We start from the raw sequence: 15930 nt of genomic DNA on the forward strand, positions 1-15930 counted from the left end.
GAATCAGGCAGTGAGGGAAGCGCGGCCCTTACGGCGACGCGCCGAGACGATGGCGCGACCCGCACGGGTGCGCATCCGGAGGCGGAAGCCGTGAACCCGCGCCCGACGACGGTTGTTCGGCTGGAACGTCCGCTTGCCCTTGGCCACGGTCAACACTCCTCGAGTAGGCGGGCACCAGGTAGTGCCCGAAGCTTGTCGGTGATACGTGTATTGCGCGAATGAATCGCAGGTCTGGTCATCATCGGCGCGCGTCGGTCCTGGCGCACAGTCGGTCGATCACGACCTAAACGCGGTCAGCACAAGACCGCCACCGCACCAAGGGGTGACTGTACGAGGGTACTGATCGGCAAGGAACGGGTCAAACTCGCCCCATACCTTCGCTCGCCTCGGGTGACCAGGCGGTATTGGGCTGCTGGAGTCAGGCATTCTGGCAATGACCGTGAGTTCGTCCACACCCCTAGCCATCCCGCACCCTGCGCCACTAAGGTACGTAGCCAGGCGATTGCTGCAGATCCGCAGGTCCCGGCGTTGCCGTTCCCGCGCGTGCGCGCGTTCCTCAGTTCCCCAGGGTTCTCCACATCTGTGGATAATTGTGTGGAAAGACCCCTGGAGTGGCATATTCGTAGAGCCGACGGTGCCACGCCGCTGTCCAGATGGGGGACCCGGGCAGCGTCCGAACCGGTTACGGACGTACGCAGGATCACGGGATCGATCCCGAGCATCACACTCCACGCGTGCCCCGGCCGTCTGCTCCTATCGACCTACTCCGGGGAGGAAACTGCATGGACGACGAGCAGAACGTGCTGGCCACGGTGTGGCCCGAGGTTGTCACCGAGCTGACCACCGGGTCGCCCGACGGCGCCATCCCTCCGGTGACCCGAGCACAGCAGGCCTGGCTGAAGCTGGTCAAGCCGCTGACGGTCGCACAGGGGTTCGCGCTGCTCTCCGTGCCCTCGTCGCTGGCACAGGAGGCCATCGAACGCGATCTGCGCGAGCCCATCCTCCGTTCCCTCGGCCGTCGGCTCGGCCCTCAGGTGGAAGGACTCGGCGTTCGCATCGCCGCCCCCACCACCCCGACCGCCGATCGGCAGAGCAACACGCCGCGGCACGCGCGGATGACGAGCAGGCCCGAGCGCACCCGAGAAGGCCGAGCTCCCGCCGCCTATCCGGGTTCGGAGTTCCCCGGCCGCGATGCCTACCCGGGGCCGCGCTATGCACAGCCCACCGATTTCCCCACAGCATCCGCGTACAACGACGGCTCCGACTACCCGGGCTCCGAATACGGGCAGGACTTCGCCCCGCCGGAGGAGTACCGCCAGCCGGAGTACGCCCACGCCGACTATCCACCGCGGGGCGAGTACGCCACGACAGCCGAGCTGCCCATGATGTCCGGGCCGGACGCCGCGCCACGACGCGAACCCGGGCTTCCGCCGCGGCGGGAGCCCGCCATCCCGCCGGGGCAGGAGTCGCTGTTCAACCCGGAGCCATCGCCGGGTGGTGTGCGCGGCCCGCTGCGTTCGCCGATGCGCGAGACCACCGACGACGACGCGGGCCTGGCGCACGATCCGATGCGCGAGCCGGTGGGTGACCCGCGCGGCGATCAGGACGACGAGCCGGTGGTGAACGTCCGCAACTCCTGGCCCACCTACTTCGCGAAGTCGCAGGAGTCGCCCGCTCCGTCGACGTCCTCGGCCAGTCTGAACGCGAAGTACACCTTCGAGACCTTCGTCATCGGCGCGTCCAACCGCTTCGCACATGCCGCGGCCGTCGCCATCGCCGAAGCCCCGGCCCGCGCTTACAACCCCTTGTTCGTCTGGGGCGCTTCGGGATTGGGCAAGACGCATCTGTTGCACGCGGCCGGCCATTACGCACAGCGTCTCTTCCCCGGCATGCGGGTCAAGTACGTCTCGACCGAAGAGTTCACCAACGACTTCATCAACAGCCTGCGCGACGACCGCAAGGTCGCGTTCAAGCGCCGCTACCGCGAGACCGACATCCTGCTGGTCGACGACATCCAGTTCATCGAGGGCAAGGAAGGCATCCAAGAGGAGTTCTTCCACACCTTCAACACCCTGCACAACGCGAACAAGCAGATCGTCGTCTCCTCGGACCGTCCGCCCAAACAGCTGGCCACCCTCGAAGAGCGGCTGCGGACGCGATTCGAATGGGGGCTGATCACCGACGTACAGCCGCCGGAACTGGAGACGCGCATCGCCATCCTGCGCAAGAAAGCGCGGATGGACCGGCTCGACGTACCGCACGACGTACTGGAGCTGATCGCCAGCCGGGTGGAGCGCAATATCCGCGAGCTGGAGGGCGCGCTGATCCGGGTGACGGCCTTCGCCTCGTTGAACGGCCAGCCGCTCGACCTTCCGCTGGCCGAAGTGGTGCTGCGCGATCTGATGCCGGACACGACGGCCCTGGAGATCAACGCGGCCACGATCATGGCCGTCACGGCGGAGTACTTCAACACCACACTCGAAGAACTCACCGGTCCCGGTAAAGCGCGGCCGCTGGCCCAGGCCAGGCAGATCGCCATGTACCTCTGCCGCGAGCTGACCGACCTGTCCCTGCCGAAGATCGGCCAGGCGTTCGGCCGTGACCACACCACGGTGATGTACGCGGAGAAGAAGGTGCGCAAGGAGATGACCGAGCGGCGCCGCGTCTACGACCAGGTGCAGGAACTCACAGCCCGGATCAAGCAGCGCTCCCGCTGACCGGTATCCACACCTGAGCACCGCCCCTGACCAGGGGCGGTGCTTTTTTGTGGGCTGTGGATTCCTCGAGGAATCCTTGTGGAGTCCTCGAGGAATCCCCTGGTTTGTCCACCGATCCGTACACAGGTAGGGGCAACCGGTCCCTCGAGTTCCCTCACAGGGCGAATTCAACAGTTTCCCCAGGCAGGCTTACGCACAGGCACTGACCAGGGGAGTGTCCGGATCGGGCCTTGTGGAATCCTCGAGGAGTCCGTGTGGAGTCCTCGAGGATTCCTCGAGCTGTCCACGATCTCGTGCACATGTGTGAACAACCGGGTGAATCCAGTGGAACAACTCGAGGAGCGCTCGAGGATGAATCGGGGACAACTACGGAACCTCCACAGACGCCTCGTGTTCATCCTCGAGACACTCCGTGGTCATCCCCACGGCACCACGCCCCCTGAGCAGCGGTTTCGGCCCCAGTCCACAGAATCCACAGCGCCTACTACTACTTCAGTTCTTCTCATTAGAGATCTCTCTTCAAAACAGGGTGTGTGGAAAGTCGGTCGAGCAACGCACTGCGCCGTCCGCTCCCGCTTCCCGGCAAGGACGGCAGGGCCGACCCGAACCCGGATCACAGTCCCGACGGCCGATCGCCATACGCGGTCCGCGCCCGCGGCAAACCGGACTCGAGCTCCACTGACCGGCCCGCACAGATCCACTCCGAGCTCGGCCATCCGCGGCACCGGAGGGTCGGGCTAGGTGCACGTCCCTCGCGCGGGTACGGTTTGATGTCGGTCGCCTGTGCCAGACTTCGAAGGCGGCCGATTCGGCAGGACCCTTTCGAGCACCGACACTGACGAGCCGACAACAGATCACGGAACCGGGAGAGGACAGATCGGGCGATGGAGCTTGCAAGCATGAAGTTTCGGGTCGCCCGTGAGGATTTCGCCGACTCCGTCGCCTGGGTGGCGCGCAGTCTTCCGTCCCGGCCGCCGGTTCCGGTGCTCGGCGGTGTGCTGCTGGTCGCCGACGAGGACGGACTGACCGTCTCCGGCTTCGACTACGAGGTCTCGGCGCAGGTGCGGGTGGCCGCCGAGGTCGCGGGCCCCGGCCAGGTGCTGGTCTCCGGTCGTCTGCTCGCCGACATCACCAAGGCGCTGTCCAACAAGCCCGTCGACGTCTCCGTCGACGGCACCCGCGTGCTGATCACCTGTGGCAGCGCGAAGTTCTCCCTGCCGACCATGCCGGTGGAGGATTATCCCCAACTGCCCGAGGTGCCCCAGCAGACCGGTGCACTGAGTGTGGATGTTTTCGCCGAAGCGGTCGGCCAGGTCGCCGTCGCCGCGGGCCGCGACGACACCTTGCCCATGCTGACCGGCATCCGGGTGGAGATCGAGGGATCGCAGGTCGTGCTCGCGGCGACCGACCGGTTCCGCCTCGCCGTCCGGCACATCGAGTGGCAGCCCGCGCGTGCCGATATCGAGACTTCGGTGCTCATCCCGGCCAGGACGCTGTCGGAGGCCGCCAAGACGCTCGGACCCTCCGATGCGCCCGTTCAGCTGTCTCTGGGCACCGGCGCGGGGTCGGACGGCCTGCTCGGCATCGTGAACGCGGGCCGCCGGACCACCACCCGCCTGCTGGACGCGGAATTCCCCAAGTTCCGCCAGTTGCTCCCCAAGGAGCACACCTCGATCGCCACCCTGGCTGTCGCCGCGCTCACCGACGCCATCAAGCGCGTCGCGCTGGTCGCCGAACGCGGCGCGCAGGTGCGGCTGGAGTTCTCCGCCGACGGCCTGCTGCTTTCCGCGGGCGGCGACGACGCGGGACGGGCCGAGGAGTGGCTGGAGGCGGACTTCCGCGGCGAATCCCTGACCATCGCGTTCAACCCGGGTTATCTCGTCGACGGCCTGTCCGCGCTGCACGCCGACCGGGTCACCTTCGGCTTCACCACACCGAGCAGGCCCGCCGTGCTGCTGCCCGCGTCCGAGGAGGAGCCCGAGGTGCTCGACTCGGGGACGTTCGCGGCGCTGTCGAGCCCGTACATCTATCTGCTGATGCCGGTCCGGCTCCCGGGCTGATCGCCCGTGCACGACCTGGCTTCCGGCGGATCCGCTCCGCGTGATCCGGCGCGGGTGAGCGATGACGTCGCTGGAAACCTCCCAGCGACGTCGGAAGAACTGGTTCCCGCGCAGCTGGGGGCGCACTTTATCCACAGGTGTTCCACAGAGGTGTGGAGCGCCGGGCCGTCTGTGTGTAGCGCGGCGGTGATGCGTCCACCGGCGGAAATGCCCGCTTCGACGCAGGCAGGGGCACGATAGCGGATGTTCGTCCGAGCCATGTCACTGCGTGACTTCCGCTCCTGGGAACATGCGGAGCTGGAATTATCCCCAGGTCGAACCGTTTTCTTGGGATCGAACGGCAACGGCAAGACGAACCTGTTGGAAGCGATCGGCTACCTGGCCACGCTCGGGTCGCATCGGGTCGCCACGGAAGCTCCGTTGATCCGGACCGGGACCGAGCGTGCCCGGATCGGCGCCACGGTGGTCAACGCCGGCCGCGAACTGCGCATCGATGTCGAGCTGAATCAGGGCAGTGCGAACCGTGCGCAGATCAACCGCTCTCCGGTCCGGCGGACCCGGGAGATCCTGGGGATTCTGCAGACGGTGTTGTTCGCTCCGGAGGATCTCGCGCTGGTGCGCGGCGACCCAGGGGAACGCCGTCGATTCATGGACGAGTTGTGCACAACTCGGCTCCCCAGACTGGCCGCGGTCCGCAGCGACTACGACCGGGTGCTGCGCCAGCGCTCGGCGCTGTTGAAAACCGCTGGGCGGCAAGCCAGGTCGAAGGCCGACCTCAGCACTCTGGACGTGTGGGACGGGCACCTCGCCGCCCATGCGTCCGTCCTGCTCGCCCAACGGCTGCGGTTGGTGCACGATCTCGCGCCCTATCTCGCCCAGTCCTACGCATCGATCGCCCCCGAGTCGCGGCCCGCGTCGATCGCCTACCGCAGCGCCGCGCTCCCCCCGGAGTTCCTCGATCCGGCCAGGCCACCGCGCCAAGAGGATACGGAGGAGCTCGAGGCGATCGTGCTGCGCGAACTGGTCGCCGCCCGACCGAGGGAACTCGAACGGGGTGTCTGCCTGGTCGGTCCGCATCGCGACGAACTGGACCTGATGCTGGGTGATTCGCCCGCGAAGGGGTTCGCCAGTCACGGTGAGTCCTGGTCGTTCGCATTGGCCTTGCGCTTGGGCGCGTTCGAGCTGCTTCGCGCCACCGGCGCCGAACCGGTACTGCTGCTCGACGACGTGTTCGCCGAGCTGGACCGGCGTCGCCGCGCCGCGCTGGCGGCCGTCGCCGCGGACGCGGAACAAGTGTTGATCACGGCGGCCGTGCCGGAGGACGTGCCCGCCGAACTCGCCGCCGTGCCGCTGCGCGTCGAGACCGTAGGCGGTCCCGACGGCCGCGTTTCGCGGATCCTGGCCGAGGACCGATCGGGCAGCGGCGGATTCGCCGGCGAACAACGGCGTGACCACGCCACGCCTCCGACAGCCGAGGAGGAACGTGATCCGGTCACCGGTTCGAGGGAGTCGCGGGCGCCGTAGCCATCCACAGGTGAAAATGGACAGGATCGCCATTCATCTCGAGGTCAACTACAGTGACCTGTCGTCGGGGACGCCGCTCGAGTTCTCAACAGCTGAGTCCGATTCCCCAACACCTGTGGAAAACTCTTCCGGTCACGCTTGCCCGCATCCCGAAACCGATTCAGCAACAAGTGAGCAAGTCGTACCGACTTTCGCCCGGAAAGGCTGTTTTGGGCCTGGAACAGAGCTTTCGACCGGCTGTACGCGGCAGGGAGCGGGCACGATTCCCGGCGCTGGCAACCTCGAGCACTGGCTGGGGATAACTTGATCGAAGTTGGGGACAATCCCTTGGACGCGGAGGAACGAGGGCGATGAGCGATCAGTCCGCGGAACCGGAATCCGCAGGACCGGAACCCGAACTGCGCGGAATCGACCTGGCCCGGCGTGCTCTGGAGGAAGCGCGTGCCGCGGCGCGGGCGAGCGGGAAATCCGTCGGTCAGGGGCGTTCTTCACCCCAGCGCAGGCTGCGGACGGGCGCCCGGAGGCGTACCGGATGGTCGGGCGCGGGCCCGGACGACCGCGATCCACAGCCGTTGGCCAAGCTGGCCGGCTCCATCGCCAGGAGCCGCGGCTGGTCGGGCAAAGTCGCCGAGGGCACGGTCTTCGGCCGCTGGGCGGGAGTGGTCGGCGAGGACATCGCGGCGCACGCCACACCGGTCACCTTGAAGGACGGCGTGTTGAGCATTTCCGCCGAGTCGACCGCCTGGGCGACTCAGTTGCGGATGCTGCAAAGCCAGATCCTCGCGAAGATCAATGCCGCGGTCGGGCAGGGCGTGGTGACCTCGCTGAAGATCTCGGGGCCCGCCGCGCCGAGCTGGCGCAAGGGCGAGCGTCATATCAAAGGCCGCGGACCTCGCGACACCTACGGGTGACCACGGTGCGCAGTACCTGATACCGGGTGTTACGTTTATCCCGAAGCGGCGTTTCACGTGGAACGCCCCGGTTCGCGTCGCATCAAGCCTGCCTGCGGCATCGGATCGGATGCATCCGCCCGCGGAAGGAAATCTCGATGACGATCACGACCTCGGTCGGTCCGTTCCCTGCGATCGCGACCAGGACGGTGCACCGGGGCGACGTCGAACTCGCGGTCTACGAGTGCGGCAATCCCGAGGGCATCCCGGTGCTGCTGATCCACGGCTGGCCCGATACCCATCTGCTGTGGAACCGGGTGGCGGGCCTGCTCGGCGGCCGTCATCGCGTGATCGCCTTCGACAATCGGGGCGCCGGAAGCAGCTCGGCTCCGGAAGCGGTCGACGCCTACCGGATCGAAGAGCTCGCTGCCGATGTCCGCGCGGTCATCGCCGCGGTCGCGCCCGGCGAACGCGTGCACGTCCTCGGGCACGACTGGGGATCGGTGATCGGGTGGGAGCTGGTAGCCGCCGCGGACGCCGCGTCGGCGATCGCGTCCTTCACCTCGGTGTCCGGCCCTAATCTGGATTTTCTCGGCGCGTATCTGCGTGGTCCGCTCACCCCGGCGCGGCTGCGCGGTGCGCTGGCTCAAGCCGTGGCGTCGGCCTACACCGTCGCCTTCCAGATCCCCAAGCTGCCGGATCCGGTGCTGCGGGTCTTGTCCGGCCGCTGGCCGCGTTTCCTCGGATTCTTCGACGGCCTGGATCCCGCGCTGGTGGAGACGGCGCCGACCCTGCGCGCCGATATGCTCAACAATCTGAAGCTCTACCGCGCGAACATCCGGACCCACCTGCGCCATCCGCGTCCGCGTCCGATCGAGGTGCCGGTCCAGTTGATCGTGGCGACCGGCGACCGCGCTGTGCGACCCGTGGCGAACGCCGAGGCCGACCGGTGGGTGTCACGTCTGAGCAGCGTCGAGATCCAGGCGCGGCATTGGTCGCCGATCTCACACCCGGCGGAACTGGCGCGTCACACCGCCGCCTTCATCGCTCGGATCGACGCCGCTCGCTGATCCGGGCACTCGAAACGGCGACCCGCCAACGCATCTCTCAGCCCACTTCTGATGGATCGAAACCGTCGGGAGGCGCAACCGAGTCACCGAATTCCGATTTCTCGCATCCACGCCGCCGTGAGGGGTGTCGGAGGTGGGTTGTAAGTTGGCTGTACCAGTAGGATGGTGACGTAACTAGCGGCGATACCTTCGGCGCGTTCCGCACAGTCCGCGCGTGGACCCTAATTCTCCAGCAGGCATCACCAGGGCCCCACGTGTGCTGTCCGATCGCTCTATGCCGGGATCAGCAAGTAAGGAGAGCTACCGACCAGTGGCTGCCAAAGACTCCAACGCATCGGGTTCGACCAGAGCGACCGGGAAGCAGGACTACGGTGCCTCCTCCATCACGGTTCTCGAGGGACTCGAGGCGGTTCGCAAGCGTCCGGGCATGTACATCGGCTCCACCGGTGAGCGCGGTCTGCACCACCTGATCTGGGAGGTCGTCGACAACTCCGTCGACGAGGCGATGGCCGGATACGCGACGAAGGTCGAGGTCACCCTGCTGGGCGACGGCGGCGTCGAAGTGATCGACGACGGCCGTGGTATCCCCGTCGAGATGCACGCGCAGGGCATCCCGACCATCGAGGTCGTCATGACCCAGCTGCACGCGGGCGGCAAGTTCGACTCCGAGTCCTATGCGGTGTCCGGTGGTCTGCACGGCGTCGGCATCTCCGTGGTCAACGCGCTGTCGACGCGGCTGCAGGCCGAGGTCGATACCGGTGGCTACCACTGGACCCAGGAATACAAAGACGCGAAGCCCGGCAAGCTCATCCAGGGCGAACCGACGAAGCGGACCGGTACCACCATTCGGTTCTGGCCGGATCCGGAGATCTTCGAGACCACCACCTTCAACTTCGAGACCGTCGCGCGCCGGTTGCAGGAGATGGCGTTCCTGAACAAGGGTCTCACCATCGTCCTCACCGACGAGCGCGTCAGCGACACCGAGATCACCGACGAGGTGGTCAGCGAAACCGCCGAGGCGCCCAAGCACGCCGAGGAGGGCGCCGCGCCCGCCGAGCACAAGGTGAAGTCCCGGACCTACCACTACCCCGGTGGTCTGGAGGACTTCGTCCGCCACATCAACCGGACCAAGCAGCCGATCCACAACTCGGTCGTGGCGTTCACCGGCAAGGGCACCGGCCACGAACTCGAGGTCGCGATGCAGTGGAACTCCGGTTACTCGGAGTCGGTGCACACCTTCGCCAACACCATCAACACCCATGAGGGCGGCACGCACGAAGAGGGCTTCCGGGCGGCGTTGACCACGGTGGTCAACAAGTACGCCAAGGACAAGAAGCTCATCAAGGAGAAGGACGGCAACCTCACCGGTGACGACATCCGGGAGGGCCTGGCCGCCATCGTGAGCGTCAAGGTCGGCGAGCCCCAGTTCGAGGGCCAGACCAAGACCAAGCTGGGCAACACCGAGGTGAAGTCGTTCGTGCAGCGCACCTGCAACGAGCACCTCACCCACTGGTTCGAGGCCAACCCGGCCGACGCGAAGACCATCGTCAACAAGGCGGTGTCCTCGGCGCAGGCCCGCGTCGCCGCGCGCAAGGCTCGCGAGCTGGTGCGCCGCAAGTCCGCCACCGACCTGGGCGGACTGCCCGGCAAGCTGGCCGACTGCCGGTCGAAGGACCCCAGCAAGTCCGAGATCTACATCGTGGAGGGCGACTCCGCGGGCGGCTCGGCCAAGTCCGGCCGCGACTCGATGTACCAGGCGATCCTGCCGCTGCGCGGCAAGATCATCAATGTCGAGAAGGCGCGCATCGACAAGGTCCTCAAGAACAACGAGGTCCAGTCGATCATCACCGCGTTCGGCACCGGCATCCACGACGAGTTCGACATCAGCAAGCTGCGGTATCACAAGATCGTGCTGATGGCCGACGCCGATGTCGACGGCCAGCACATCTCAACGCTGCTGCTGACCCTGCTGTTCCGTTTCATGCGCCCGCTGGTCGAGCACGGGCACGTCTACCTGGCGCAGCCGCCGCTGTACAAGTTGAAGTGGCAGCGCAGCGAGCCGGAGTTCGCCTACTCCGACCGGGAACGCGACGGCTTGCTGGAACGCGGTCTGGCCGCGGGCAAGAAGATCAACAAGGACGACGGCATCCAGCGCTACAAGGGTCTGGGCGAGATGAATCCGAAGGAACTCTGGGAGACCACCATGGATCCCAGTGTCCGGGTGCTTCGTCAAGTGACGTTGGACGACGCGGCCGCGGCCGATGAGTTGTTCAGCGTGCTGATGGGCGAGGACGTGGAGGCCCGCCGCAGCTTCATCACCCGCAACGCCAAGGACGTCCGCTTCCTCGACGTGTGATTCCGCCCGCGCCGCCGCCGACTGGGGTGGCGCCCGGCAGTTCTCGCACGTCAGCCCGTTAAGGAGACTTCATGACCGACATCACCCTGCCGCCGGAGGGCACGGGCGACCGCGTCGAACCGGTCGATATCCAGCTGGAGATGCAGAACAGCTACATCGATTACGCGATGAGCGTGATCGTCGGCCGCGCGCTACCCGAAGTGCGCGACGGCCTCAAGCCGGTGCATCGCCGCATCCTCTACGCCATGTACGACAACGGGTACCGGCCCGATCGCGGGTACGTGAAGTCCGCGCGCCCGGTCTCGGACACGATGGGTAACTACCACCCGCACGGCGACTCGGCGATCTACGACACCTTGGTGCGCATGGCCCAGCCGTGGGCCATGCGCTACCCGCTGGTGGACGGCCAGGGCAATTTCGGCAGCCGCGGCAACGACGGCGCCGCCGCCATGCGGTACACCGAGTGCCGCCTCACGCCGCTGGCCATGGAGATGCTGCGCGAGATCGACCACGAGACGGTCGATTTCATCCCCAACTACGACGGCAAGACGCAGGAACCGGTGGTCCTGCCGAGCCGCGTGCCGAACATGCTGATGAACGGCAGCAACGGCATCGCGGTCGGCATGGCGACCAACATCCCGCCGCACAACCTCACCGAGCTCGCCGCGGCCATCTACTGGGCGCTGGACAACCACGACGCCGACGAGGAGGCCACCCTCGCCGCGTGCATGGAGCGGATCAAGGGCCCCGACTTCCCGACCGCGGGCCTGATCGTCGGCACCCAGGGCATCCAGGACGCGTACACCACCGGCCGCGGCTCGATCAAGATGCGCGGTGTCGTGGAGATCGAGGAGGACAATCGCGGCCGCACCACGATCGTCATCACCGAGCTGCCCTACCAGGTCAACACCGACAACTTCATCAACGCGATCGCCGAGCAGGTCAAGGACGGCAGGATCGCCGGGATCGCCGATATCCACGACGAGTCCTCCGACCGTGTCGGTCTGCGCATCGTGGTGACGGTCAAGCGTGACGCCGTCGCGAAGGTCGTGCTGAACAACCTGTACAAGCACACCCAGCTGCAGACCAGCTTCGGCGCCAACATGCTGTCCATCGTCGACGGCGTGCCGCGCACGCTGCGGCTGGACCAGATGATCCGGTTCTACGTCAACCACCAGTTGGACGTCATCGTCCGGCGTACCAGGTACTTGCTGCGCAAGGCCGAGGAACGGGCCCATATCCTGCGCGGCCTGGTCAAGGCGCTCGACGCGCTCGACGAGGTCATCGCGCTGATCCGTCGCTCGGCCAACACCGACACCGCGCGCACCGGCCTGATGCAGCTGCTCGACATCGACGAGATCCAGGCGACCGCGATCCTGGACATGCAGCTGCGGCGGCTCTCGGCGCTGGAGCGGCAGAAGATCGTCGACGATCTGGCCAAGATCGAAGCCGAGATCGCCGACTACAAGGACATCCTCGACAAGCCGGAGCGGCAGCGCGCGATCGTGCGCGACGAGCTGGCCGAGATCGTGGAGAAGTACGGTGACGAGCGGCGCACCCAGATCGTCTCCGCGGACGGTGACGTGGCCGACGAGGATCTGATCGCTCGCGAAGACGTGGTCGTCACGATCACCGAGACCGGCTACGCCAAGCGCACCAAGACCGATCTCTACCGCAGCCAGAAGCGTGGCGGCAAGGGCGTGCAGGGCGCGGGTCTCAAGCAGGACGACATCGTCAAGCACTTCTTCATCACCTCGACGCACGACTGGCTGCTGTTCTTCACGAACAAGGGCCGGGTCTACCGTGCCAAGGCCTACGAACTGCCCGAGGCCAACCGCACCGCGCGCGGCCAGCACGTGGCCAACCTGCTGGCCTTCCAGCCGGACGAGAAGATCGCACAGATCATCCAGATCAAGTCCTACGACGACGCGCCGTATCTGGTGCTCGCCACGAAGAACGGCCTGGTGAAGAAGTCGAAGCTGACCGACTTCGACTCCAACCGCAGCGGCGGCATCGTCGCGGTGAATCTGCGCGACGAGGACGAACTGGTCGGCGCCGTGCTCTGCTCGGCCGACGACGACCTGCTCCTGGTCTCCGCGCTCGGCCAGTCGATCCGGTTCTCGGCCACCGACGAGGCGTTGCGTCCGATGGGGCGCGCCACCTCCGGCGTGCAGGGCATGCGGTTCAACGACAGCGATGCGCTGTTGTCGCTCAACGTGGTCCGCGCCGGCACATATCTGCTGGTCGCCACGTCCGGCGGCTACGCGAAGCGGACCGCGATCGAGGAGTACACCGCGCAGGGCCGCGGTGGTAAAGGCGTATTGACCATCCAGTTCGACGCGAAACGTGGCACCCTGGTCGGGGCGCTCATCGTCGACGACGAAGATGAGTTGTACGCGATCACCTCCGGGGGCGGCGTCATCCGGACGGCGGCTAAGCAGGTTCGTAAGGCTGGACGACAGACCAAGGGCGTGCGATTGATGAACCTCGCCGAGGGCGATACCTTGCTTGCGATCGCGCGCAATGCCGATGAGCCCGATCCCGATCAGGTCTCCGGTGGCGGCGACACCGGCTCCTCCGAGAAGTAACCCAACAGCGGCGGCAACGAACGGATCTAAGGATTCCCATTGACCACTCCGAATCAGCCGAATGACGAGCGGCACCAGACGAACGGTGTGACCGAGCGGATCGCGCCGTCACCGATCCCGCCGCGGCCGATCCCACGGCCGGTCGCCTCGGCCGAGAACGGTCAAGGCCAGCAGAGCGGCGGCCAGCCGGGCGGTCACCCTGGTGGCGGCCATCCCGGTGGGCCGCAGCCGGGTGGTCCCCAGGGCCAGCCGAACGGACCGCAGTCGGGCGGGCATCCGGGTGGACAGCCGGCCAACCAGCCCGGCGGCAACCAGCCGCGCGAGAATCGCGACAAGCAGGGTGATTTCGCGCCGCAGCAGGGCGCGCCGGACCAGGCGCCCGGAGGCGACGGCCACGATCGCTTCGACCAGAAGACGACCCGGATCCCCAACCAGGCCCCGCAGTCCGCGCCCGAGGGCGAGGACAAGCAGCCGGTGGGCGCCACCAACGGCGGTCAGCAGTCGCCGTACCAGGACGGGTGGGCTCAGCTTCCGCAGCGGGAGCCGCAGTCCAACCTGTACCGCCCGGGGCAGGCCCCGGTCACCGGCCGTCCGACCTCGGGCGGTGGGGGCCTCGGCGGCAGCACGTCCAACGCCCGCACCACCGCCGACCTGGCGGCCAAGGCGGCACGCAAGGAAGCGGCGATGGTGAAGTCCGTCGGCATCGACGGCCCCACCCGCAGCATCGCGCGGCCGGAGCTGATCAAGGACATGCCGGACCTGTCCGAGATCCGGCATCCGCTGCCGCAGACCGAGGCCCCGGGCCCGCAGTCCGGGCCGGTCTCGCCCGCGGTTCCGGTCGCGGTCGCGGCGGTCGCTTCCGGTGAGCCGCTGCGGGCCACCGTGCAGATCCGTCGCATCGATCCCTGGTCGACGCTGAAGATCTCGCTGGTGATCAGCGTGGCGATGTTCTTCGTGTGGATGCTGGCGGTGGGCCTGCTGTACATCGTGCTCGAGGGCATGGGCGTGTGGGAGCGGCTGAACAACACGTTCACCGACATGGTGTCCCAGGACAGCGGCTCGGTGGGCCTGATCGACGCGGGCACCGTGTTCGGGTACGCGGGCGTCATCGGCTTGATCAACGTCGTGCTGTTCACCGCGCTCGGCACCGTCGGCACCTTCATCTACAACCAGTGCTGCGACCTCGTCGGCGGCATCCAGGTCACCCTGGCGGACCCCGACTAGTCCCAGGCATCCCCAAAACGGCCGGTACTCGCCCCAGCGGGGAAGTACCGGCCGTTTTTGTGGCGCGTGACGGACTGCCCATACCGGCGGCCCTGGACAAGGCTGCCGCTGCGAGTGCGCCCCCGTTAAGGCTTCTACCAGCCGTTTTGGTTCAGTGGATAGGTGTTGTGTAGTCTCTACACGTCGTTGTTCACCGCAAACAACGCAAACTACGGGCCTATAGCTCAGGCGGTTAGAGCGCTTCGCTGATAACGAAGAGGTCGGAGGTTCAAGTCCTCCTAGGCCCACTCCCTTGGTGCCAGTTCAGGCACCGTTCCTGTTCTCGAGCCGATCTCGTTCTCGAGCCGATCTCGCGTCATCAGCGGCCACTTCTCAGTGCATCTTCCGACGATCGGAAGGCATCCGAGCACGCGTGGATCTGGGCGCTGATGAGCAACGACGTCTACGCCGATTGGCTGATGAAGCACCACAGGCTGTAGCGATTCGCCGAGTGGGGCAGGCGGATGCGAGGTGGATGCCGCGGCTGACACCGACCGCCGGTACAGCCTGAGCCGATGCGTTCGGCGGGCCGGCGTGGATGGTGTCGATATTCGAGGACGTCGCCTGGGCGATGCCGCCGGAGGGCACCGTCGTCCGGCAATCGCCGGTGCCTTCCGCCATACGACTCGTCAGTCGGTGAATTCTCGGACGCGGCCTCGAGGTCTTACTGGCAGAACTGGGGGCCCTGGTTCATGAGCATCAGTTTGATGATGGTGCATACGAGCCCTGTCGAACCGCTGGCCGAGCCGCTATCGCCGGCGGCCACCGCGGACATGGACGGAGTGGGCTGCGGAATCTCGGCCTGCGCGGCCGCGGCGGGGGACAGCGCAGCCACGGCCAACAGCGCGCCGATGGTGAGACGAGTGATTCGAGTCATGGCGAATTCGCCTTTCTATCTTGGGGTTTCGGTCCGCCGAGGCGTACCGCCAATACCATCGGCGGTTCCGCGCCTGCCGTTACCGCGGTGTTATGCGGCGTTGCCGTTCGAGTCGCCGACGACCGTGGACTTGTACCGGGTGGTCTCTGTAACACCCACGCCAATCGGTCCGACATCCCTGACAAGAGTTGGAGGACAACGACATTCGTGACACAGCGATGCCGTGCGCCGGTTGCTGCGCGCAGGTGATCGTCCGAGCGGGAACGAATGCCGAACCGTAATCGCCCGAGGGGCTTCGAGGGGTGCGCAATGAACGTCAAACTATCGGCTGTGGTGTCGATCGCGGCGACTGTCGTGATCGGTGCCGCCGCGTGCAGTACCGACTCGGGCATATCGGCCGGGGCCTCGACGTCGGCGGGGAACACGGCCAGCGCGGCACCTGCAGGTCCGGCGGGGACGCAGACCTCCGCGATCGGCGAACAGCCTGGGGCAGCGCCACAGCCGGCTCCGGGGGCCACGACGGCTCCCGAACCACCCGCTGCGGCGACCGCGTCTCCCACCGCGCAGTCGGCACTGGAAGGTAGT

10 protein-coding genes and 1 tRNA gene are annotated in these 15930 nt (G+C 66.8%); 9 read left to right on the forward strand and 2 right to left on the reverse strand.

The window, feature by feature from the left end; translation table 11 throughout:
* Positions 1–3: 3 nt before the first annotated feature.
* A complete protein-coding gene (gene rpmH, locus ON21_RS37430) occupies positions 4–147 on the reverse strand; it encodes a 50S ribosomal protein L34 (protein WP_006550910.1) in 144 nt (47 codons plus the stop codon).
* Between the two features lie 635 nt (positions 148–782).
* On the opposite strand from rpmH, the gene dnaA reads away from it, so the two are divergent.
* From dnaA to ON21_RS29940, 9 genes are all read left to right on the forward strand, one after another.
* The gene (gene dnaA, locus ON21_RS29900) at positions 783–2717 is read left to right on the forward strand and encodes a chromosomal replication initiator protein DnaA (RefSeq protein WP_039803435.1); all 1935 of its coding nucleotides are present in this window, start codon (positions 783–785) and stop codon (positions 2715–2717) included.
* A gap of 884 nt (positions 2718–3601) precedes the next feature.
* Positions 3602–4777 carry a DNA polymerase III subunit beta gene (gene dnaN, locus ON21_RS29905; protein ID WP_039803437.1) on the forward strand — a complete coding sequence of 392 codons (1176 nt, stop codon included), beginning with the start codon at positions 3602–3604 and terminating at the stop codon, positions 4775–4777.
* A 243-nt stretch (positions 4778–5020) separates the two neighbouring features.
* Positions 5021–6301 carry a DNA replication/repair protein RecF gene (recF, locus tag ON21_RS29910; RefSeq protein ID WP_083880967.1) on the forward strand — a complete coding sequence of 427 codons (1281 nt, stop codon included), beginning with the start codon at positions 5021–5023 and terminating at the stop codon, positions 6299–6301.
* A 350-nt stretch (positions 6302–6651) separates the two neighbouring features.
* Entirely contained in the window at positions 6652–7212 is a 561-nt protein-coding gene (locus ON21_RS29915) for a DUF721 family protein (RefSeq protein ID WP_039803439.1), read from the forward strand.
* 137 nt (positions 7213–7349) lie between these two features.
* Positions 7350–8261 carry an alpha/beta fold hydrolase gene (locus ON21_RS29920; RefSeq protein ID WP_051021483.1) on the forward strand — a complete coding sequence of 304 codons (912 nt, stop codon included), beginning with the start codon at positions 7350–7352 and terminating at the stop codon, positions 8259–8261.
* 310 nt (positions 8262–8571) lie between these two features.
* The gene (gyrB, locus tag ON21_RS29925; protein ID WP_039803440.1) at positions 8572–10617 is read left to right on the forward strand and encodes a DNA topoisomerase (ATP-hydrolyzing) subunit B; all 2046 of its coding nucleotides are present in this window, start codon (positions 8572–8574) and stop codon (positions 10615–10617) included.
* A gap of 71 nt (positions 10618–10688) precedes the next feature.
* Positions 10689–13205 (forward strand): DNA gyrase subunit A, encoded by a 2517-nt coding sequence (gene gyrA / locus ON21_RS29930; protein WP_039803442.1) that lies wholly within the window; start codon positions 10689–10691, stop codon positions 13203–13205.
* A 39-nt stretch (positions 13206–13244) separates the two neighbouring features.
* On the forward strand, positions 13245–14429 hold the full coding sequence (locus ON21_RS29935) for a DUF3566 domain-containing protein (protein WP_039803443.1): 1185 nt from the start codon (positions 13245–13247) through the stop codon (positions 14427–14429).
* Positions 14430–14642: 213 nt separating this feature from the next.
* Positions 14643–14716, forward strand: a tRNA-Ile gene (locus ON21_RS29940).
* 416 nt (positions 14717–15132) lie between these two features.
* Here the strand turns inward: ON21_RS29940 and ON21_RS29945 are convergent.
* Positions 15133–15345 carry a hypothetical protein gene (locus tag ON21_RS29945; RefSeq protein ID WP_039803445.1) on the reverse strand — a complete coding sequence of 71 codons (213 nt, stop codon included), beginning with the start codon at positions 15343–15345 and terminating at the stop codon, positions 15133–15135.
* Positions 15346–15930: the final 585 nt, after the last annotated feature.

This window comes from Nocardia araoensis NBRC 100135 (genome assembly GCF_000308435.1).
Lineage (GTDB): Bacteria > Actinomycetota > Actinomycetes > Mycobacteriales > Mycobacteriaceae > Nocardia > Nocardia araoensis.